We start from the raw sequence: 21521 nt of genomic DNA, 5'->3' as shown, positions 1-21521 counted from the left end.
CCGTGAGTCGTTCCGGCCCGCAACGGGACCGGAGGACTCACGGGCGGCGCAGCCGCCTAAGCGGTTTCGGTGATCGGGCGATCGACCCAGCTCATCAGGTCGCGCAGCTTCTTGCCGACGACCTCGATGCCGTGCTCGGAGTTCTGCTTCCGCAGGCCCTCGAGCTCGGTGTTGCCGTTCTCGACGTTCGCGACGAGACGCTTGACGAAGGTGCCGTCCTGGATGTCCTTCAGGATGTCCTTCATGCGCTCCTTGGTGCCGGCGTCGATGACCCGCGGGCCGGACAGGTAGCCGCCGAACTCGGCGGTGTCGGAGACCGAGTAGTTCATCCGGGCGATGCCGCCCTCGTACATCAGGTCGACGATCAGCTTGAGCTCGTGCAGGCACTCGAAGTACGCCATCTCCGGCGCGTAGCCCGCCTCGACGAGCACGTCGAAGCCGGTCTTGACGAGCTCCTCGGTGCCACCGCAGAGGACGGCCTGCTCACCGAACAGGTCGGTCTCGGTCTCCTCCTTGAAGTCCGTCTTGATGACGCCGGCGCGGGTGCCGCCGATGCCCTTCGCGTAGGACAGCGCCAGGGCCTGGCCCTCGCCCTTCGGATCCTGGTGCACGGCGATCAGGGCCGGAACACCCTTGCCGTCGACGAACTGGCGGCGCACGAGGTGGCCGGGGCCCTTCGGGGCGACCATGCCGATGGTGACGTTCGCCGGGGGCTTGATCAGGCCGAAGTGGATGTTGAGGCCGTGGCCGAAGAACAGCGCGTCGCCGTCCTTGAGGTTCGGCTCGATCTCGTTGGTGTAGATCGACGCCTGCGCGGTGTCGGGCGCGAGGACCATGATCACGTCCGCCCACTCGGCGACCTCGGCCGGGGTGCCGACGGTCAGGCCCTGCTCCTCGGCCTTCGCGCGGGACTTCGAGCCCTCCTTCAGGCCGATGCGGACGTCGACACCGGAATCGCGCAGGCTCAGCGAGTGCGCGTGGCCCTGGCTGCCGTAGCCGATGACCGCGACCTTCCGGCCCTGGATGATCGACAGGTCGGCGTCATCGTCGTAGAACATCTCGACTGCCACTGGTATTACCTCTCCTCTGGATTAAAGCCGTGCGTGAATGAGTAGAACTTAGCTAGCGGGTGGCCGTGATCGACTTCGGGCCACGTCCGACCGCGACGACACCGGACTGCACGATCTCCCGGATGCCGTACGGGTCGAGCATGCGCAGCAGCGCGTCGAGCTTCGACCGGGTGCCGGTCGCCGCGACGGTGAGCGACTCGGGCGAGACGTCGATCACCTTGGCGCGGAACAGGTTCACCGTCTCGATGACCTGTGTGCGGACGCTGGCGTCGGCCCGCACCTTGATCAGGACGAGCTCGCGCGCCACCGACGCCTCGTCCTCCTGCTCGACGATCTTGATGACGTTGACCAGCTTGTTGAGCTGCTTGGTCACCTGCTCGAGCGGGAACTCGTCCACCGTGACGACGATCGTCATGCGCGAGATGTCGGGCACCTCGGTGCCGCCGACCGCGAGCGACTCGATGTTGAACCCGCGCCGGGAGAACAGTGCCGCGACTCGCGCCAGCACGCCCGGCTTGTCCTCGACGAGAACGCTCAGGGTGTGGCTCGTGCTCACTTGGTGTCCTCCGTCTTCTTCGCAGCGGACTCGCCGGTCCGCTGCTCGCGTTCCATCGCCTCGTGGATGACGGCCGGCTCGGACGCCGTCTCGTCGTCGTCGAACAGCGGCCGGATGCCCCGGGCCGCCTGGATCTCGTCGTTGCTGGTACCGGCCGCGACCATCGGCCACACCTGCGCGTCCGCACCGACGATGAAGTCGATGACCACGGGCCGGTCGTTGATCGACTGGGCCTCGCGGATCGCCGCCTCGACGTCCTCCTCGCGTTCGACGCGGATGGCGTGGCAGCCCAGCGCCTCGCCGAGCTTGACGAAGTCCGGGATCCGGACGGCGCCGTGGGTGCCGAGGTTGGTGTTCGAGTAGCGCTCCTCGTAGAAGAGGGTCTGCCACTGCCGGACCATGCCGAGGTTGCCGTTGTTGATCAGCGCGACCTTGATCGGCACACCCTCGACCGCGCAGGTCGCGAGTTCCTGGTTGGTCATCTGGAAGCAGCCGTCGCCGTCGATGGCCCAGACTTCCTTGTCGGGCATGCCCATCTTGGCGCCCATCGCGGCGGGCACGGCGTAGCCCATCGTGCCGAGGCCGCCGGAGTTCAGCCAGGTGCGCGGCTTCTCGTACTTGACGAACTGCGCGGCCCACATCTGGTGCTGGCCGACGCCCGCGCAGTAGATCGCGTCGGGACCGGCGAGCCGGCCGACCGCCTCGATCACGTACTCCGGCGACAGGGCACCGTCGGACGGCTTGCCGTACGCCAGCGGGTACGTCTCGCGCAGGTCGTTCAGGTACGCCCACCACTTGGTCAGGTCCATCGTGGTGCCGGTGGCCTTGTCGGCCCGGATCGCCTCGATCAGCTCGACGATCACCTCACGGCAGTCCCCGACGATCGGCACGTCCGCGTACCGGTTCTTGCCGATCTCGGCGGGGTCGATGTCCGCGTGGATGACCTTGGCGTCGGGCGCGAACGAGTCGAGCTGGCCGGTGACGCGGTCGTCGAAGCGGGCGCCGAGGGTGATCAGCAGGTCCGCCTTCTGCAGCGCGGCGACGGCCGCGACGGCGCCGTGCATGCCGGGCATGCCGCAGTGCAGCGGGTGGCTGTCCGGGAACGCACCGCGCGCCATCAGCGTGGTGACCACCGGGATGCCGGTCAGCTCCGCCAGCTCGAGCAGCTCCGCGGACGCCTCGGCCTTGATGACGCCGCCACCGACGTAGAACACCGGCGACGTGGACTCCGCGATCAGGCGCGCCGCCTCGCGGACCTGCTTGCCGTGCGGCTTGGACACCGGGCGGTAGCCGGGCAGCCGCATCTCCGGCGGCCACGAGAAGGTGGTCTGCGCCTGCAGCACGTCCTTCGGAATGTCCACCAGAACCGCGCCCGGACGACCCGAGGACGCCAGGTAGAACGCCTCGGCCATGATGCGCGGGATGTCGATGCCGTCGGTGATGAGGAAGTTGTGCTTGGTGATCGGCATCGTGATGCCGGAGATGTCCGCCTCCTGGAAGGCGTCGGTGCCGATCAGGCTGCGCCCGACCTGGCCGGTGACCGCGACGACCGGCACCGAGTCCATCTGGGCGTCGGCGAGCGGGGTCACCAGGTTCGTGGCACCGGGGCCGGAGGTCGCCATGCAGACACCGACCTTGCCGGTGGCCTGCGCGTACCCGGTCGCGGCGTGTCCGGCACCCTGCTCGTGCCGGACCAGGACGTGCCGAACCTTCTTCGAGTCGAACAGCGGGTCGTAGACGGGGAGAACCGCACCGCCCGGGATGCCGAACACGGTGTCCACCTCGAGCTCCTCGAGGGCGCGGACCACGGACTGGGCGCCGGTGACCCGCTCGGGGGCGACCTGGCGTCGAGTTCCGGGCTGGGGTGCCGCCGTGGGGCCGGGCTGAGCCGGGGCCCCCGACTTGCGCGGCGTGGGCTGCGGCCGTGCGGTTGGTGCGCTCACTGGTGATTCCTCTGGTGTTGACGGTTCGAACAGAGTCCGGGCAACAAAAAACCCCCGTCAGCATTGTCTGCTGTACGAGGGTGGCGCGTCGTGCTTTTCGAGTTGACGAGAATCGACTCAGGCGACGACGCGCCGGCCGATTACGAGCAACTCATTCTGCTTCACGCGCTCGAAGGTAGGCGCGTCAAGGGTAAACAGTCAACTTTGGTGAGTCTGCTGTCCCAGAATGTGAGAGCGCCGGCCGCAATGCGAGGATGGTGCTGTGTCGTCCCCATCGCAGCCCGTGCCACCGTCTCCATCCTCCCACACCGCCGAACCGGCTCCGCAGTCCATCCACATCTCCAAGCTCGGCCTCCTCGGAGTGTTCCTGCTCGCGTTCGGCCTGAGCTTCGTGATCTTCCCCAGCCCCCCGTGGGTGTCGGTGCTGTGGCTGGTCCCGGTCGCCGTCGCGTACTGGATGCTGCGCGTGCGCACCGTCGTCGACGCCGAGGGCCTGCACGTCCGCCGGACGTTCTCCAGCGAGACGATCGGCTGGGACCGGGTCACGGGCTTCCGGTTCCCGAAGAACGGCTGGGCGCACGCCGAGCTGACCGACGGCACCGAGAGGACGCTGCCGGTGGTCACCTTCGGCCGACTGCCGCAGATCGCCGAGGCCAGCGGCGGCCGGATCACCGACCCGTACGCCGTCGCCGACCGCGTCGAGCGGGAGCGTCGCGAGCAGGAGCGGACCGAGAAGGACGCGGCCGTGACCGAACGGACCGCGGCGACCGACCCGGACCGCGCGACCGAGTCGGATCCGGACGCCGACTAACACGCGCGTACCGTTGACGGCAAGCACCCGACGCCGGTCGGGCGGTTCGTCGTTCCCGACTACCGTCCCGCAGACCGCCCCGCGCGCCGGGTTCCCCCGATCACGGCACGCCCGTTCGACCCCAGCCCATCCGGGCCGGCGGACGTGCCCCGATGAGTGAAGGACGCCCATGCCCCCGCTGAGGTCACGCACCACCACCGCCGGACGCAATGCCGCCGGAGCCCGCGCGCTCTGGCGCGCCACCGGCATGACGGACTCCGACTTCGGCAAGCCGATCGTCGCGATCGCGAACTCGTACACCCAGTTCGTCCCGGGTCACGTGCACCTCAAGGACGTCGGCGAGATCGTCGCGGAGGCCGTCCGCGCCGCCGGCGGTGTGCCGCGCGAGTTCCACACCATCGCGGTCGACGACGGCATCGCGATGGGCCACGGCGGCATGCTGTACTCGCTGCCGAGCCGCGAGATCATCGCCGACTCCGTCGAGTACATGGTCAACGCCCACACCGCCGACGCGCTGGTGTGCATCTCGAACTGCGACAAGATCACCCCCGGCATGCTCAATGCCGCGATGCGCCTGAACATCCCGACGGTGTTCGTCTCCGGTGGCCCGATGGAGGCAGGCAAGGCGGTCGTCGTCGGCGGCGTCGCCCAGGCTCCGACCGACCTGATCACCGCGATCTCCGCGTCCGCCAACGACGCCGTCACCGACGACGGGCTGGACGAGGTCGAACGCAGCGCGTGCCCGACCTGCGGATCCTGCTCGGGCATGTTCACCGCGAACTCGATGAACTGCCTGACCGAGGCCCTGGGCCTCGCGCTGCCGGGCAACGGATCGACGCTCGCCACCCACGAGGCCCGCCGCGCGCTGTTCAGCAAGGCCGGCACCACCGTCGTCGAGGCCGCGCTGCGGTGGTACCGCGACGAGGACGAGTCGGTTCTGCCCCGGAACATCGCGTCCCCCAAGGCGTTCCGCAACGCGATGGCACTGGACGTGGCCATGGGCGGCTCGACCAACACCGTGCTGCACACGCTCGCCGCCGCCCAGGAAGGCGAGGTCGACTTCGACCTCGCCACGATCGACGAGATCAGCCGTGGGGTGCCGTGCCTGTCGAAGGTCTCCCCCAACTCGGACTACCACATGGAGGACGTGCACCGGGCCGGCGGCATCCCGGCCCTGCTCGGTGAACTCCGCCGTGCCGGACTGCTCGAGACCGACGTCTCCACCGTCCACACCGCGAGCTTCGACGAGTGGCTCGACACCTGGGACATCCGTTCCGGCAAGGCGTCCGACGAAGCACTCGAACTCTTCCACGCCGCACCCGGCGGCGTGCGCACCACCGAGCCGTTCTCGACGAACAACCGGTGGTCCGCGCTCGACACGGACGCCGAGGGCGGATGCATCCGCGACAAGGAGCACGCGTACACCGTCGAGGGTGGCCTGTGCGTCCTGCGCGGCAACGTCGCCGTCGACGGCGCGATCCTCAAGACCGCGGGCATCGACGAGGAGCTGTTCTCCTTCCAGGGCCCGGCCGTGGTGGTCGAGTCGCAGGAGGAGGCCGTCTCGGTGATCCTGCAGAAGCAGATCAAGCCGGGCGACGTCATCGTGGTCCGCTACGAGGGCCCGAAGGGCGGACCGGGCATGCAGGAGATGCTGCACCCGACGGCGTTCCTCAAGGGCGCGGGCCTCGGCAAGGAGTGCGCACTGATCACCGACGGCCGCTTCTCCGGCGGCACGTCCGGCCTGTCGATCGGCCACATCTCCCCCGAGGCCGCGGCCGGCGGCGTGATCGGCCTGGTGGAGAACGGCGACCAGATCCGCATCGACGTCGCCACGCGCACCCTCGAGGTGCTCGTCGACGACGCGGTGCTGGCCGAGCGGCGCGCGAAGATGGAGGCGTCCGAGCGCCCCTGGCAGCCGGTCGACCGCCAGCGCACCGTCACCACCGCGCTGCGCGCCTACGCCGCGCTGGCGACCTCCGCCGACAAGGGTGCGGTCCGGCAGGTCCCGTGACCGTCACCCGGTGACCGGAACACCCGGGCTCGGCCCCGGCGCGAATTCACCGCGCCGGGGCCGAGCCGTCGGTGGGCCGGTTCAGGCGGCGACGCGCGCCGCGTCGATTCGCTTGCGCGCCAACGCGACCGCGGCGGTGTCGGGGTCGCTTCCGGTCACCGCGGCCTGGTGCAGGATCTCGTCCACCACCGCGCCGATCCGGTCGACGCGGCCGACGAACTCGTCCTCGCCGCCGACCTCGGCCGCGCAGGAGATCAGCCCGCCCGCGTTGGAGACGAAGTCCGGGACGTGCACGATGCCGCGGGCGGCGAGGGTCGCGCCGACCCCCGGCCCGGCGAGCATGTTGTTCGCGGCCCCGACGACCGCCCGCGCCCGCAGGCTGCCGGCGACCGCCTCGGTCACGGTCAGGCCGGGACCCGCCGGGCACACCACGTCGACGTCGGCGAGCAGCACCTCGTCGAGCGTAGTCGCGGTGGCACCGTGCGCCTCGACGGCGAGCGCGACCCGTCGCGGGTCGGGGTCGGCGACGGTCACCCGCGCCCCCCGGGCGGTGAGCTGCTCGACGATCCCGAGGCCCACGTTACCGATCCCCTGCACGGCGACCCGCAGCCCGTCTAGCCCGTTGTGCCCGATCCCGTTGCCGGCCAACCGGTTCGAGACGGTCTCGATCGAGGCAACGACACCGCGCGCGGTGTAGGGAGACGGGTCGCGGCGGTCACTCGACACCCGCGGCGCATGGCGGCCGATCACGGCGAGGTCGGCCGGCCCGGTGCCCATGTCGGCGCCCGGGATGTACCGACCGCCGAACGCCGCGACGTGCCTGCCGTGGGCCTCGAGCATCTCGACGGACTTGTCGTCGTGCGGGTCGGCGTTGATCACGGACTTTCCGCCACCGAGCGGCAGCCCCGCCAGCGCGGCCTTGAACGTCATCGCCCGGGCCAGCCGCAACGCGTCGGCGGCGGCGAGATCGTCGGTGGCGTACTTGCGGATCCGCACACCCCCCAGCGCGGGTCCGAGGGTGGTGTCGTGCACGGCGACGATGCTGGCGAATCCGCCCGCGATGCGCTGGATGGACAGCTGCTCGAAGCCCTGTTCGGCGAGGGTGTCGACTGCACTCACTCATGCTCCTGACTGCTCCGCACCCACGACCGCCGTCACCCTCGTGGGGCGCGTGCGCTGTGGGGCAATGGGTTACGGGGATTCCCGCGAGGTGAACTGTAAGCCACGTCACACGATTGTCAACAGACCTGAGCGAGATGACAGCCCACCGGATTCGGGGATGCGCACGATGCGCAGCTGCGCCGCCGGCGCCGGCGCCCGTACTGCGCAGCGTGCGCACCTGCCGTCCCCGATGTTGCGCGATCCCCGTCCCGGTGCTTGTCTCGTCTCGCCGATGAGACCCACATCACATTGTGTGGCCCAGTCCAATCCCGGCCCACGAGGCCGCCGGAGCACACCAAGGAGCACGCCCATGCCCGGATCCGGTATCTGGCGTACCAAGTCCGTCGAGCAGTCGATCGCGGACACCGACGAGCCCGGAACCAAACTCCGAAGAGAGCTCACCGCGCGCGACCTGACCGTCTTCGGCGTCGCGGTCGTGATCGGCGCGGGCATCTTCACCCTCACTGCCCGGACCGCGGGAAACGTTGCCGGACCGTCCATTTCACTCGCCTTTGTCCTGGCCGCCTGCGCCTGCGGGCTCGCCGCGCTGTGCTACGCCGAGTTCGCGTCGACCGTCCCGGTCGCGGGCAGCGCGTACACCTTCTCGTACGCGACCTTCGGTGAGTTCGTGGCGTGGATCATCGGCTGGGACCTGATCCTCGAGTTCGCGCTCGCCTCCGCGGTCGTCGCCAAGGGTTGGTCCCTGTATCTGGGCACCGTGTTCGGAGCGGGCGGGTCGACGACGATCGCGCTCGGACCGATCAACGTCGACTGGGGAGCCCTGCTGATCGTCGGCGTCCTGACCGTGGTTCTCGCGGTCGGCACCAAGGTGTCCTCGCGGGTGTCCGCGATCGTCACCGGCATCAAGATCCTGGTCGTCCTGCTGGTCATCGTCGTCGGCATGTTCTACATCGACACCGACAACTACGGGCCGTTCATCCCGCCCGCCGAGCAGTCCACCGCCACCGCCGCCGGTCTGCACCAGTCGCTGCTGTCCTACTTCACCGGTGCCGGCGGCAGCACGTACGGCTGGTACGGACTGCTCGCCGCGGCCAGCCTCGTGTTCTTCGCGTTCATCGGGATCGACGTCGTCGCCACCACCGCGGAGGAGACGAAGAACCCGCAGAAATCCCTTCCCCGAGGAATTCTCGGGTCGCTCGCGATCGTCACGGTGCTGTACGTCGCCGTCACCCTGGTGCTGACCGGCATGGTCAAGTACACCGACCTGCGCACCGGCAGCCCCCTGGTCGGCGACAGCAGCGCGACCCTGGCCACCGCGTTCGCCGCGCACGGCATCACCTGGGCCCAGATGGTGATCGCATTCGGCGGTCTCGCCGGCCTGACGACGGTGGTGATGGTGATGATGCTCGGCCAGACCCGGGTGCTGTTCGCGATGTCCCGCGACGGGCTGATGCCGCGCGGCCTCGCGAAGACCGGACGTCGCGGCACGCCGGTGCGGATCACGGTGATCGTCGGGGTCGTCGTCGCGGTGCTCGCCGCAGTGTTCCCGATGGGCACGCTCGAGGAAATGGTGAACATCGGCACCCTGTTCGCGTTCGTGCTGGTGTGCATCGGGGTGGTCGTTCTCCGTCGCACGCGGCCCGACCTGCCGCGCGGGTTCCGGGTGCCGCTGGTCCCCGCGGTTCCGATCCTCGCGGTGCTCGCCTGCGGATGGCTGATGCTGAACCTGTCGGTGGAGACCTGGATCCGGTTCGTCGTGTGGATGGGCATCGGGGTGGTCGTGTACTTCTCGTACGGCTACCGCCGATCGGTGCTCGGCCGGCGGCTCGCGGCACCGGCCGAACCGGCCCCGGCACCCGCCGCGGAGATGACCCCGGCGACGCTGCCGGTCTGACCACGTCCGTCCGGACGCCCGCCGTGCCGCACCCCCGACCGGGGTGCGGCACGGCGGCATCGCCTCCCCGCGAGACACGGACGGCCGCACTCACGCGTCGCGCCGCTTCCCCGAGGGAGAGCGGCGCGACGGCGAGCGGGCGGCGGTGGTGTCACCCGACGGGGTTCGCACCGTTCAGGAAGACCCACAGGCACACCCCGCCGGCCACGCCCAGGATCAGGGCCAGGAACGAACCGACGTGCGGACGGGTCGCCCACTTGCGCCGGCCCTCGATCGAGATCCGGCCCGGACCGGACAGGATGATCGCGACCAGCGTCGCGGCCAGCAGCAACTCGAGCTCGGGGCCGGTCGGCGCGAACCACTGCAGGCCCGGCTCGGCGGCCTGCCGGACACACCACGCGTTGATCAGCACCGCGAGCAGGCCCGCCGCGGCGAGCGGCGTCAGCAGCCCGACGATCAACGCAACACCGGCGACCACCTCGCCGACCGCCCCGGCGACGGCGAGCAGATGCGCCTGGCGGAAGCCGGCCTCGACGAGGACCGTTTCGAACCCGCTCAGCCCCGGACCACCCCACCACCCGAACAGCTTCTGCAGGCCGTGCGCCAGGGCCACGGCCCCGACGGCCACGCGCAGCACCAGCAACCCGAGGTCGAGGGTGCCGCGCGGGGTGACCGGCGCCGGAGTCGGTGGGACGACGGCCGGCTCCGCGGTCGGGGCGGCCAACGCGGCCGCCAGTTCCCGGTCGTACGGGATCTCCGCCCCCGACCGCGTGCCGACGGACGTCTCCACGGGCAGCTCCTCGGGCCGGGCCCCGCCGGGACGCAGTTCCTCGGTCCGCAACTCCCCCGTCGGATACCGGTCCGGGGTGCCGAACTCCGCGGGGTCGGGAGCGGGCGGTATCGGCGCCCCGGTGTAGGTCGGGATCTGCTCGGTCGGCATCAGACCGAGCTCGTCGTCGGTCGTCGGGATCCGCTCGGTCGGCCGGTCGAACGGACTCGACGCACCGCTGGGAGCGCGGTCGTGGTCCGGGTGCTGTCGCGGGGTGTCGGTCACGCAGCCCAGCCTAGGGCGCGAACCCGCCCACCCCACCGGCTCGCCACGCGCGCCGCCGGTTGTCGTACGGTTCGTGGCATGGCGATCTCACGTGCGGCGCACCGCACCGCGGTGCTGTCCACCTCCGCCTTCCTCCTCGCGGCCGCCGTGACCGGCTGCGCACGCTTTGACGACAGCGCGTCGAGCCCGTTCACCCCGGTTCCCACGTTCTCCGCCGGCGAGCTCCAGCCGCGCCCGCCGAGCGGTCCGCCCAGCAGCACCCCCGATCCGAGTCAGCCGACCCGCGAAGCCGCGCCGTGCGTGGACCCCGACCCGGCCGTCGTCGCCACCTGCCTGGGCACCACCGGTGGCATCACGATGCTGCCCGGTGGGCAGTCCGCGCTGGTGACCGAGCGCCGGACCGGCCGGATCCTGCGCATCGACCCCGGCACACCGACACAGGAGGTGGCCCGGCTCGACGTCGACGGGTCCGGCGACGGCGGCCTCCTCGACGTCGCGCTCTCCCCCACCTACGCCGAGGACACCCTGCTGTACGCCTACGTCACCACTCCCGTCGACAACCGGGTCGTGCGCATCGCGCCCGGCGACACCCCCAAGGACGTGCTGACCGGGATCCCGCGCGGTGCCGTCGGCAATCGCGGGGCGCTGGTGTTCACCGCTCCCGGTGAGCTCACCGTCCTCACCGGTGACGCCGGAAACCCGGTCGCGGCAACGGATCCCGCATCACTCGCCGGGAAGGTGCTGCGGGTGACCGCACTGACGCCGGCCGCCGCACAGCCGATGCCGCAGGTGGCGCTGTCCGGCATCGGCACCGCCGGCGACGTGTGCCTCGACCCGCGTGGCGGAGTCTGGGTGACCGACCGGACCGTCCTCGAGGACCGACTGCAGCGCGTCACGGCCGACGGCGGCACCGGCACCCCCGTGTGGACGTGGCCGGACCGTCCGGGCGTGGCCGGATGCACCGCCGTCGACGGTGGCGTCGCGGTGTCGATGGGCGACGGAAAGGCGCTCGCGGTGATCCCGCTCGACGCGCACACCGGCGCGGCGCAGGCCGCGCCCGCACTGATCGCGAAGGACCGCTACGGCCGCCTGGGCGGCGCCGCGGCCGGCGCCCAGGGCGAGGTGTGGGTCACGACGGTCAACACGTCCGGCGGTGAGCCGACGCCGACCGACGACCGCGTCGTGCGCATCCCCGCACCCCAGGGCGGCGGCGGTTTCGACTGAGGGCGCGACGCACCACGGTTCCGCCGATCACGACAGTGTGAACTCGGGCGGCGCCGACTCGACGAACGCGGACCCGACGTTGCCCAGCAGCCCGGGTGCGGCGAGGTCGAGCCTGCGGCAGGAGGTGAAGTCGGCGTCGGCGAGTCGGGTCCACACGATGTTCGGGCTCAGCGACGACTCGTAGAAGTAGGTCCCGGTCGTCAGGTCCGCGATCGTCCGCCAGATCGTCGCCGAGATGTTCGGCCGGTCCGGGTCCGGCTCGCCGAACGGCTGCGCCGCGTTGCGCATGACGCTGAGCAGTGCCGCGTATGCCCGCTCCGGCGTCCGGGTGGCCGGCAGCCGCTCGAGGTAATAGCCGGCCCGCACGAACCGATCCGCCGCCTCGGTCGTTCCCGGCAACGGCTGCGTTCCGCCGAATCCGGTGTACCGCTTGCGCAGTTCCAGTTGCTCGTCGTACGGCGGGGAGTTCGTCATGACCGTGTTCGCGCGGTCGTGGTGCAGTCGGACCGACCCGTCGATGTGCTCGACGATCAACGAGTCACCGGTCGCGTCCTCGAGCGCGAGATGCACGGTCGCCTGACGGCCCGAGCGCGGCTCGACGAGCGGCCGGACCTGAAAGGGCTGTTCCGCCATCAGTTCGATGCACTCGGCGACCGACGCGCACCGGTCCAGGAAGAGCTGCGGCCACAGCGAGACCGCGAGGGCGGGCACGCCGGGATCGCGCTCACCGAAGTCGGCCTCGGCGAGCCACAGCACGTGGGCCGCGAGGCCCCGCTCGTTGATTCCGTCGCTCGTCGCGGTGTCCCAGACCGTCGCGACGATGCTGCCGTGACGCGCGGTCCACGACAACGGATTCGGGTCGGCGTCGTGGCCCACCCGCTCCGCACCCCGGGGCAGCACCCACAGATTGGTGTCCATCTCCTCACGCCAGTCCATGTTCCGGCCGACCAGAACGCCGTGCCCGCTCTCGGTCCACAGTGCTCGTGTGCACATCGCAACTCCTCGGTTCGCTCGAACGGTCGTCGGATTCCCGGGGGTGTGCCGATCGCCTCAGGTCCCGGTCTCGAGGTCGGCCCGCTGCGCGGGAACCGCCGGGGGCACCGGGGTCCGACCGAGGAGCGAGGCCGCCGTCGGCAGCAGCAGGACGGTGATCGCCCCCGCGGCGACGAGGATCGACGCGTTCGCGGACGTCATCTGGCCGGCGTCGACCGCGACGCCGGTCACCGCCACGATCAGCGGCAGACCGGTCGCCGCGTAGAGCGCGACCTGCCCGCGTCGACGCGGGTTCGGCGGCGCGCCGGTCCCGTCCTGACCGCGGTCGAAGCGCTCCGCGAAGTACACCGGCAGCCCGCGCACGAGCAGGATCAACACGAGGAAGGCCACCAGCACACCGGGTTTCGCGGCGACCGCGGACACGTCGATCGCCATCCCCGAGGTGATGAAGAAGATCGGGATCAGCAGCCCGAACGCCAGCCCGTCGAGCTTGGCCTCGAGGCGCTCGTCGCCGCCGGGGAACGCCCGGCGCAGGATGAAGCCGGCCGCGAACGCGGCGAGGATGCCGTCGACGTCGAATATGCTCGCCAGCGCACCGAGCGCGACGAGCAGCAGGATCGTCAGCCGCACCGTGGTCTGGGCGGTCGTCTCGGACCCGAGGCGGATGATCGAGAGCACCTTCGAGCCCTCGCGGCGCACCGTCGCCGGGACGAACGCGACGCCCACCGCCGCAGCCGCGAACAGCGCCAGCACGATCAGCGAACCGATGGTGCCGCGCGACCCGAGCAGCACCGCCATCGCGACGACCGGGCCGAGCTCGCCGAACGCGCCGTGATTGAGCACCGACCGGCCGAGCGGCGTCTGGATGAGGCCGCTGTCCTTGAGGATCGGCAGCAGTGTCCCGAGCGCGGTCGAGGTGAGCGCGATCGCGACCGCGATCTCCGCGTGGATCGCGCCGGTCAGGCCGAGCAGCCCGATCACCGTGAAGGCCAGACCCAGGCACACCAGCCAGGTGATCAGGGCACGCCGTCCGCCGCGCCCGGTGAGCTCGTCGGTGTCGATCTCGTAGCCGGCGAGCAGGAACAGCATGCCGAGACCCAGGTCGCGGAGCAGCTCGATCTCCGGTCCCTGCACCGCGAGATCGAGGACGTGCGGGCCGATCACGATGCCCGTGATCAGCAGCAACACCACCTCGGGCACCAGCTTGCGCGGCACGAGTCCGGCGATCAACGGCGAGATCACCGCGCACAGGGCTATCCAGAAGAGGGAGGCTCCGACCGAGGGCATTGCCCGATTATGGCGGCCGCGCCGCCCGTTTCGGGTCAGCGCGCGCCGGTACCGCCCGTCGAGTGTGCAGATTCCGGGGTGTCGGCCGAGGGGCCGCGCCCACCACTGCACACCCGACGGTGGCGCGGAAGGGTCAGGCGCAGGCCTCGATGACGAGTTCCTTGACCCGGGCCGGGTCGGCCTGGCCCTTGGTGGCCTTCATGACGGCGCCGACGATGGCGCCGGCCGCCGCGACCTTGCCGCTGCGGATCTTCTCCGCGACATCGGGATTCGCGGCCAGCGCCTCGTCGACCGCGGCCTTGATCAGGGTGTCGTCGCGGACCACGACGAGTTCGGGACGGGCGGCGACGACCTGCTCCGGGTCGCCCTCGCCGGCGAGCACGTGGTCGACGACCTGCCGGGCGACCTTGTTGTTGAGCTTGCCGCTGTCGATCAGCGCGATCACCTGCGCGACCTGGGCCGGGGTGATCGGGAGTTCGGCGAGCTCGACGCCGCGGGTGTTGGCCTGCTGGGCGAGGTACGACACCCACCAGGACCGGGCGGCGTCGGCGGGCGCGCCCGCCTCGGTGGTCGCGATCACGAGGTCCAGGGCCCCGGCGTTCACCAGGTCGCGCATCACCTCGTCGGACACACCCCACTCGGCCTGGATGCGGGCCCGGCGCAGCCACGGCAGCTCCGGCAGGGTGCCGCGCAGCTCCTCGACCCACTCGGCGCTGGGCGCGACCGGCTCGAGGTCGGGCTCGGGGAAGTAGCGGTAGTCCTCGGCGGTCTCCTTGCGACGCCCGGCGGACGTGGTCCCGTCGGCCTCCTGGAAGTGCCGGGTCTCCTGAATGACTTCGCCACCTCGCGTCAACACCGCCGCCTGACGACGCATCTCGTAGCGGACCGCCACCTCGACGGACTTGAGCGAGTTCACGTTCTTGGTCTCGGTTCGGGTGCCGAACTCCTGCGCGCCGATCGGCATCAGCGAGATGTTGGCGTCGCAGCGCATCGAACCCTGGTCCATCCGGACGTCGGAGACGTCGAGGGCCTTGAGCAGGTCCCGGAGCGCGGTGACGTAGGCGCGCGCGACCTCGGGTGCCCGTTCCCCGGCACCGGTGATCGGCTTGGTGACGATCTCCACCAGCGGCACACCGGCCCGGTTGTAGTCGAGCAGCGAGTGGCTCGCACCGTGGATACGACCGGTGGCGCCACCGACGTGCAGCGACTTGCCGGTGTCCTCCTCCATGTGCGCCCGCTCGATGTCGACCCGCCACGTGGTGCCGTCGTCGAGGACGACGTCGAGGTGGCCGTTGGTCGCGATCGGCTCGTCGTACTGGGAGATCTGGTAGTTCTTCGGCTGGTCCGGGTAGAAGTAGTTCTTGCGCGCGAAGCGTCCCCACGGGGTGATCGAACAGTTCAGCGCGAGACCGATCCGGATCGCGGACTCGACCGCGGACTGGTTGACCACCGGGAGCGAGCCCGGCAGGCCCAGGCACACGGGGCACACCTGGGTGTTCGGCTCGGCGCCGAACGTCGTCGGGCAGCCGCAGAACATCTTCGTGGCGGTGTGCAGCTCGACGTGCACCTCCATGCCCATCACGGGCTCGAACTTCGCGAGCACGTCGTCGTAGGCGAGCAGGTCATCGGACATGGCGGCAGTCATGCCCCCGATTTTAGCGACCCCACCCCGCCCGTCCGGCCCGAGCCGTCCGTCCCCGTCAGCCGAAGATGACGCGCATCTCCTGATACCGCTCGAGCGGCACCCGCTTGTGGTCGACGAGGGCCTCGTCGAAGTGCACCGCCGCGATGTCGGTGCCGTGCAGCGCCACCATGTTTCCCCACTGCCTGCGGGCAACGAGGTCGGTGACGGCCATGCCGAGCCGGGTCGCGAGCACTCGGTCGAAGGCCGTCGGGACACCGCCCCGCTGGACGTAGCCGAGCACCGTCGCCCGCGTCTCGATCCCGGTGCGTTCCTCGATCATCGGCGCGAGCACCTCGCCGATGCCGCCGAGCCGGGGCCGGTCGAAGCCGTCGAGGCCCTTCGTCGAGTAGACCTCCGTCATGCCCGGCAGCGTGAATCCCTCCGCGACCACGACCATCGGCGCGCGACCCCGGTCCCGGACGCTGGTCACCCAGGCACAGATCTGCTCCATCGTCTCGGGGTGTTCGGGGATCAGGATGGCGTGCGCACCGCCCGCGGTCCCGGCGTGCAGCGCGATCCACCCGGCCCCGCGGCCCATCACCTCGAGCACCATGCACCGCTTGTGCGAGTTTCCGGTCGTGCGCAGCCGGTCGATCGCCTCGGTCGCGATCTCGACGGCGGTGTCGAAACCGAACGTGTAGTCGGTCCGGTCGAGGTCGTTGTCGATGGTCTTCGGCACCCCGACGATCTTGATGCCCTCGTCGTACAACCGCTGCGAGGCCGCGGCCGTGCCCTCGCCGCCGATCGCGATCACGGCGTCGACACCGAGACGGTCCAGGGTCCGGGCGATGTTCTCGGCCCCGCCGTTCGGTCCCTGATACGGCCCGAACCTGCTGGTGCCGAGGATCGTTCCGCCCTCGTGCGACAGACCCCGCACGGTCGGGCGGTCGAGGTCCATGACGTTGCCCTCGACCAGGCCGCGCCAGCCGTCGAGGAAGCCGACGAACTGCTGCCCGTGGACGGTCGTGCCCTTGAGCACCGCGCCGCGGATGACGGCGTTCAGGCCCGGGCAGTCGCCACCGCTCGTGAGAATCCCGACCTTCGTCATCGACAACCCCTGTCCGCGGATGGTGGGTCCGTGACCAATACTGCACCCACCCGTCTCGCCCGGCATCCCGGCGGATCCGCTGCGCACCTCCCCACGCGCTCCTACCGTGGACCCATGAGCCGGGACACGGAGGCAGAGTCGGCGATTGCGCTGCTGCGCGATCACTTCGAGCGGATCCGCGAGCTGATGGTCGCCGTCACCGACGGACTGACACCGGAGGTGTCCGACCATCGCCCCGGCCCGCGGGCGAATTCGATCGCCTGGCTGCTCTGGCACCTCACCCGGGTGCAGGACGATCACATCAGCGACGCGGCCGGAGTGGAGCAGGCGTGGACGTCGCGGGGCTGGCGGGAACGATTCGACCTGCCGTTCCCGGCCGCCGACACGGGATACGGGCACGGCAGCGCCGAGGTCGCCGCCGTGCACGCCGATGCAGGGCTGCTCGCCGGGTACCACGCCGACGTCCACCGCGCGACGATCGGCTACGTCGACGAGCTCACCCGTGCCGAACTCGACCGCATCGTGGACCGGCGGTGGGACCCTCCGGTCACGGTCGCGGTGCGACTGGTCAGCGTCGTCGGAGACTGCCTGCAGCACCTGGGGCAGGCCGCGTATGTGCGGGGGCTCCTCGCGGAACCCTGATCGATTCGTCCGCGACCCGGAACCGGATTCCCGACGCTCCGCGGCCGTCGCCCTCGCGGGGAGCGGCTCAGCCCGGGACGACGACCCCGGTCTCGTAGGCGAGCACGACGGCCTGGGCGCGATCGCGCAGGTTCAGCTTCCCGAGGACCTTCCCGACGTGCGTCTTGACGGTCTGTTCGGCGACGAACAGGGTTTCGGCGATCTCGGTGTTCGACAGTCCCCTCGCGACCAGTTCGAGCACCTCGCGTTCCCTCGGCGTCAGGGTCGCCAACCGGGCGGGTTCCGGCCTGCGGGCCGCGCGTCGACTGGTGACGTCGGCGATCAGCCTGCGGGTCACCGACGGCGCGAGCAGGGCCTGTCCGTCGGCGACGACCCGGACCGCGCGGATCAGCTCCTCGGCCGGCGCGTCCTTGAGCATGAATCCGCTCGCACCGACCCGCAGCGCCTCGTACACGTAGTCGTCGATGTCGAAGGTGGTGAGCATCAGCACCCGCACCGGGGGCTGCAGCGAGGCGGACAGGATGCGCTGCGCCGCCTCGAGGCCGTTCAGTTCCGGCATCCGCACGTCCATCAGGACGACGTCGGGACGAAGTCGCAGGACCTCGTCGACGGCGACCTTCCCGTTGGGCGCGTCGCCGACGACGCTGATGTCCGGCTGCGCGGCCAGCAGGGCCCCGAATCCCTGTCGCACCATCGCCTGGTCGTCCGCTATGAACACCGTGATCGCCACCCGGCCAGCCTAGAACCGACCGGTGACGGGCCCCGTGACCGACTCCGCGCCCGGGTCCGTCGCGACGACCGGAAGTCGCGCGTGGACCGCGAATCCTCCGCCCGGCGTCGGGTGCGCGGTCAGCGTCCCGCCGACCGACAGCGCACGGTCGCGCATCCCGGCGATGCCGTGCCCGCCGCTCGAGCCCGACGCGGAAATCTCCTGCGCGGCAGCCTCGTTCGTCACGACCAGCTCGACCCCGTCGGCGGTCGCGGACAACCGCACCCGCACCGGTGCGCCCGGCGCGTGCCGGGCCACGTTGGCCAGCGACTCCTGGAGGATGCGGTACAGCGCCAGGCCGCACGTCCCGGACAGCTCGGGCAGGGGCGCGCGGTCGACGGTCACGGTCATCCCGGCGCGGCGGCTCGCGTCGATCAGCTCGTCGACCCGGTCCAGTCCCGGCGCCGGAGCTTTCTCGGGCTCCTGCCCGTCGCTGCGCAGCACACCGAGCATGCCGCGGATTTCGTTGAGCGCCTCGCGGGCCGTGGCGCCGATCGACTCGAACTCCGCCTTCACCTCCGGGGACACGCCGTCGATCCGGTAGGGCGCACTCTGCGCCTGCACCACCACCAGCGACATGTGGTGCGCGACCACGTCGTGCAGGTCTCGCGCGATCCGCGCCTTCTCCTCGAGGATCGCGCGCCGGGCCCGCTCGACCTCGTTGACCTCCTCCTGCTCGGCGAGCTGGCGGCGGGAGAGCACGAGCCAGCGGATCAGCAACCCGAACAGGACCAGAACGGTCAGTCCGACCGCCCAGCCACGCCCGTCCTGCCCCGGGGCGTCGGCGAGAAACAGCAGTGCGGTCGCCATCCACGCCACCGCGACGACGGGAAGTGGCGAGCGCATGCTCACGGCGAGCAGCAGCGCCATGATCACCATGACGTGCACGACCTGCCACGGGAAGTCGAAATCGTCGGTGCGCTCGTACACGATCGGGATCACCAGCGCACCCGCCGCCGAGATCGCCCACCCGAGAGCGGGATTCGCCCGGATCAGCAACAGCGGCAACGCGGCGAGGCCCGCGATCACCGGTTGCACACCGGCGGGCACGTGGTGAGTGACCTGCAGTGTCGGCCAGGCGATCGCGTACAGGACGAGGCTGACGAAGACCACCAGGAGATCCACCCACTGGCCGGTGGTCATGCGTTTCAGTCTCGGCGTGACCGCCGCGGCGGCGTCACGGGCTGCCTTGTCGAGCACCTTGTCCTTGTCACTCACACCGCAAACACTAGGAATCCCGGCCCGAAAAGTCCTCATACCTCAGGGTGAGATGCGCACCGGTACCCAGGTACGAGATGCACCCGACGCCACCTCCGGGGTGGGACCCGATGACCGTGCCGCAGGGTGATGTGCCCGTGTGCAGGCGATTCCTAGCGTCGACGGCATGCGGAAAACCACCTGGACAGCGCTCGCCGTCGGCGGCGCCATCGCCCTCACCGCCGCGCTCGCGCCGCACCCCGCCGGCGCCACGGCCCGCCCCGCGCAGGGCACCGCCGCGCATCAGGCCCGGGCCTCGGCCGCGCATGCGATCGAGACGGTCACCTCCACCGACCCCGCGAGCGCCGCCGCCGCCGCGATGCCCGCCGACTTCGACGCGGTGATGGGTTACCGGCCGGTGCAACTCGACGGGATGCTCGTCGACCCGAACGGCGACTGCTCCTCGCCGGTTCCGCTTCCGGCCGAGTTCGACACCGCCTGCAAGGGCCACGACCTCGGCTACGACCTGCTGAGGTACGCGGACCTCGCCGGCGCGCCGCTCGGACCGTGGGCCCGCCGGAGTCTGGACCGGCAGCTCGACGAACGCATGCACGCCGCGTGCACCTCGCGACCGAACGACGAGTCCCGGAGTTCGTGCTACCTGATGGCCAATGTCGCTGCCGCCGCGGTGAACTCGAATTCGTGGCGACAGCGCTTCGACGCTCCCCGGCCCGAGCCGATCGGCGCGTACGCGGCCGCAGGCGGGGCCGGCCTCCTGCTGATCTCCGGCGCCGCGGTGGTGTCTCGCCGCCGGCGGTCACCAGCAGCCACCGCGGCCGCGACGGCGGTGCCGGCATGACCGCGGCGGAGGTGACCGCACCGTTCGCGGTCCGGGCCGGCCTCGTCGTCCCGCGGATCGCGACCACGGTGTGTGTGACCACCGGGGCTGTGGTCGCGCTGGCGCCGTCGCTGCTTCCCCGCGGGGTCGCGGTGCAGGCGATCCTCACCGGCCTTCTCGCGGCACTGGGCTGGGCGATCTCGAGGGCGTGGTATCGGGTCGGCGAACGGTCAACGGCGACGGGCGGATCCGTGTCCCGGGCCCGCCTCGTGGTCGCCACGGCCGGTGCCGCGACGCTCGGCGCGGCGGTGCTGGCGGCGGACCGGTGGCAGAACGGATTGCGCGCGGCGATGGGCCTGTCGAGTGTCGGGATGTCCCACTGGGTGGCGGTTCTCGCCGGCGGCGGCGTGGTCGCCGGCGTCCTGGTGGGGGCCGCGTCCGGCGTGGCCGCGCTGGTGCGCCGACTCGGCCGGCGGCGGCTGGCGGCGGTGCTCCTGGTCTGCGCGGTGATCGGGACGCTGCGGCTGGGTCCGTCCGCCACCCCGGTCGCCCAGGCCCTCGGTGCGTCGAATGCCGCCTCGGACCTGTCGCTGCCGCGACCGGAGTCGCCGTCGATGTCGGGCAGCGCGGCGTCGCTGACGCCGTGGGAGACCCTCGGCGGTCACGGACGGCGGTTCGTCACCGCACCCGCCGCCGCGTCGACGGTGCGCACGTACGTCGGCCTCGACAGCGCACCCGACCTCGACGCTCGCGTCCGGCTGGCCGTACGCGAACTGGAGCGTGCCGGTGGACTGACACGCTCCCACGTCGTGGTGACCGTGCCGACCGGGTCGGGCTGGATCGACGGCAACGCCGTCGCCGGGTTCGAGCGCCGGTTCGCCGGGAACGTGGCCGAGGTCGCGGTGCAGTACTCGGCCGCGCCGAGCTGGGTGACGTTCGTGTTCGACCGGGACAGCGCACGCCGCTCGGCCCGCGCCCTGTACGCGGCCGTCGCGGACCGGGTGTCGCACATGCCCCCGGACGCGCGCCCGGCCGTCCACCTGTACGGGCAGAGCCTCGGCGCGGTCGGTGCCGCGGCCACCGACGCCGCGTGCGGGGTGTTGCTGGCCGGCCCCCCGGCCGGCCGGACCCCGGGGCCGGGTGTCACGGTCCTCGCCAACGCGTCGGATCCGGTGGTGCACTGGTCTCCGGGCCTGATCCTCTCGCCGCCGCGGCTGGACGGGACGCGCCCCGACGCACCCACGCCGCGGTGGCTCCCGGTGGTCAGCTTCCTGCAGACCTCCGTCGACCTGCTCACGTCCCTCGATGCGGCGCCTGGCCACGGACACCGGTACGGCACCGATCAGGGCACCGCGCTGCCGGACTGTTGACCCTGTAC

18 protein-coding genes are annotated in these 21521 nt (G+C 71.1%); 7 read left to right on the top strand and 11 right to left on the bottom strand.

What is annotated here, in order from left to right; translation table 11 throughout:
- Positions 1–56: 56 nt before the first annotated feature.
- From ilvC to ABD951_RS07395, 3 genes are all read right to left on the bottom strand, one after another.
- Complete coding sequence (gene ilvC, locus ABD951_RS07405) at positions 57–1058, bottom strand: ketol-acid reductoisomerase (protein WP_345343918.1); 1002 nt, start codon at positions 1056–1058, stop codon at positions 57–59.
- Between the two features lie 64 nt (positions 1059–1122).
- Positions 1123–1626 carry an acetolactate synthase small subunit gene (gene ilvN, locus ABD951_RS07400; protein WP_345343150.1) on the bottom strand — a complete coding sequence of 168 codons (504 nt, stop codon included), beginning with the start codon at positions 1624–1626 and terminating at the stop codon, positions 1123–1125.
- Positions 1623–3569 (bottom strand): acetolactate synthase large subunit, encoded by a 1947-nt coding sequence (locus tag ABD951_RS07395; RefSeq protein WP_345343148.1) that lies wholly within the window; start codon positions 3567–3569, stop codon positions 1623–1625. Before ABD951_RS07395 ends, ilvN begins: the two co-directional genes overlap by 4 nt.
- Before the next feature lie 283 nt (positions 3570–3852).
- Between ABD951_RS07395 and ABD951_RS07390 the strand changes: the two genes are divergently transcribed.
- Both ABD951_RS07390 and ilvD read left to right on the top strand, forming a co-directional pair.
- Entirely contained in the window at positions 3853–4380 is a 528-nt protein-coding gene (locus ABD951_RS07390; protein ID WP_345343146.1) for a PH domain-containing protein, read from the top strand.
- 169 nt (positions 4381–4549) lie between these two features.
- Positions 4550–6391 carry a dihydroxy-acid dehydratase gene (gene ilvD, locus ABD951_RS07385; protein ID WP_345343144.1) on the top strand — a complete coding sequence of 614 codons (1842 nt, stop codon included), beginning with the start codon at positions 4550–4552 and terminating at the stop codon, positions 6389–6391.
- An 81-nt stretch (positions 6392–6472) separates the two neighbouring features.
- Here ilvD and ABD951_RS07380 read toward each other — a convergent pair whose 3' ends face one another.
- Complete coding sequence (locus ABD951_RS07380; RefSeq protein ID WP_345343142.1) at positions 6473–7510, bottom strand: Glu/Leu/Phe/Val dehydrogenase dimerization domain-containing protein; 1038 nt, start codon at positions 7508–7510, stop codon at positions 6473–6475.
- Between the two features lie 352 nt (positions 7511–7862).
- Between ABD951_RS07380 and ABD951_RS07375 the strand changes: the two genes are divergently transcribed.
- Positions 7863–9407: an amino acid permease gene (locus ABD951_RS07375; RefSeq protein ID WP_345343140.1), complete on the top strand. Its 1545-nt coding sequence runs from the start codon at positions 7863–7865 to the stop codon at positions 9405–9407.
- Positions 9408–9558: 151 nt separating this feature from the next.
- Here ABD951_RS07375 and ABD951_RS07370 read toward each other — a convergent pair whose 3' ends face one another.
- Entirely contained in the window at positions 9559–10461 is a 903-nt protein-coding gene (locus ABD951_RS07370; protein WP_345343138.1) for a DoxX family protein, read from the bottom strand.
- Between the two features lie 78 nt (positions 10462–10539).
- Here ABD951_RS07370 and ABD951_RS07365 point away from each other — a divergent pair, with 78 nt between their 5' ends.
- The gene (locus ABD951_RS07365; RefSeq protein WP_345343136.1) at positions 10540–11685 is read left to right on the top strand and encodes a PQQ-dependent sugar dehydrogenase; all 1146 of its coding nucleotides are present in this window, start codon (positions 10540–10542) and stop codon (positions 11683–11685) included.
- 27 nt (positions 11686–11712) lie between these two features.
- On the opposite strand, the gene ABD951_RS07360 is transcribed toward ABD951_RS07365, so the two are convergent.
- The 4 genes from ABD951_RS07360 to ABD951_RS07345 form a co-directional block, all read right to left on the bottom strand.
- On the bottom strand, positions 11713–12678 hold the full coding sequence (locus ABD951_RS07360) for a linear amide C-N hydrolase (protein ID WP_345343134.1): 966 nt from the start codon (positions 12676–12678) through the stop codon (positions 11713–11715).
- Between the two features lie 57 nt (positions 12679–12735).
- Positions 12736–13965 carry a cation:proton antiporter gene (locus ABD951_RS07355; protein WP_345343132.1) on the bottom strand — a complete coding sequence of 410 codons (1230 nt, stop codon included), beginning with the start codon at positions 13963–13965 and terminating at the stop codon, positions 12736–12738.
- A 133-nt stretch (positions 13966–14098) separates the two neighbouring features.
- Positions 14099–15610: an Asp-tRNA(Asn)/Glu-tRNA(Gln) amidotransferase subunit GatB gene (gatB, locus tag ABD951_RS07350; RefSeq protein WP_345343130.1), complete on the bottom strand. Its 1512-nt coding sequence runs from the start codon at positions 15608–15610 to the stop codon at positions 14099–14101.
- Between the two features lie 55 nt (positions 15611–15665).
- Positions 15666–16697 (bottom strand): ATP-dependent 6-phosphofructokinase, encoded by a 1032-nt coding sequence (locus ABD951_RS07345; protein ID WP_345343128.1) that lies wholly within the window; start codon positions 16695–16697, stop codon positions 15666–15668.
- 114 nt (positions 16698–16811) lie between these two features.
- On the opposite strand from ABD951_RS07345, the gene ABD951_RS07340 reads away from it, so the two are divergent.
- Positions 16812–17339, top strand: coding sequence for a mycothiol transferase (locus ABD951_RS07340; RefSeq protein ID WP_345343126.1), 528 nt, complete (start codon positions 16812–16814; stop codon positions 17337–17339).
- A 67-nt stretch (positions 17340–17406) separates the two neighbouring features.
- On the opposite strand, the gene ABD951_RS07335 is transcribed toward ABD951_RS07340, so the two are convergent.
- Together ABD951_RS07335 and ABD951_RS07330 are read right to left on the bottom strand one after the other, a co-directional pair.
- Positions 17407–18069 carry a response regulator gene (locus ABD951_RS07335; protein WP_345343124.1) on the bottom strand — a complete coding sequence of 221 codons (663 nt, stop codon included), beginning with the start codon at positions 18067–18069 and terminating at the stop codon, positions 17407–17409.
- A 9-nt stretch (positions 18070–18078) separates the two neighbouring features.
- Positions 18079–19251, bottom strand: a complete 1173-nt coding sequence (locus ABD951_RS07330; protein ID WP_345343916.1) for a sensor histidine kinase — start codon at positions 19249–19251, stop codon at positions 18079–18081.
- A gap of 241 nt (positions 19252–19492) precedes the next feature.
- Between ABD951_RS07330 and ABD951_RS07325 the strand changes: the two genes are divergently transcribed.
- Both ABD951_RS07325 and ABD951_RS07320 read left to right on the top strand, forming a co-directional pair.
- The gene (locus ABD951_RS07325) at positions 19493–20164 is read left to right on the top strand and encodes a hypothetical protein (RefSeq protein ID WP_345343122.1); all 672 of its coding nucleotides are present in this window, start codon (positions 19493–19495) and stop codon (positions 20162–20164) included.
- Positions 20161–21513: an alpha/beta-hydrolase family protein gene (locus ABD951_RS07320; RefSeq protein WP_345343120.1), complete on the top strand. Its 1353-nt coding sequence runs from the start codon at positions 20161–20163 to the stop codon at positions 21511–21513. Before ABD951_RS07325 ends, ABD951_RS07320 begins: the two co-directional genes overlap by 4 nt.
- The last annotated feature ends 8 nt before the right edge of the window (positions 21514–21521 follow it).

It is taken from the genome of Rhodococcus olei, from assembly GCF_039540555.1.
Classification (GTDB): Bacteria; Actinomycetota; Actinomycetes; order Mycobacteriales; family Mycobacteriaceae; genus Rhodococcus_G; species Rhodococcus_G olei.
The sequence above is the reverse complement of the archived record's forward strand: the minus strand, read 5'-3'. Positions and strand labels throughout refer to the sequence as shown.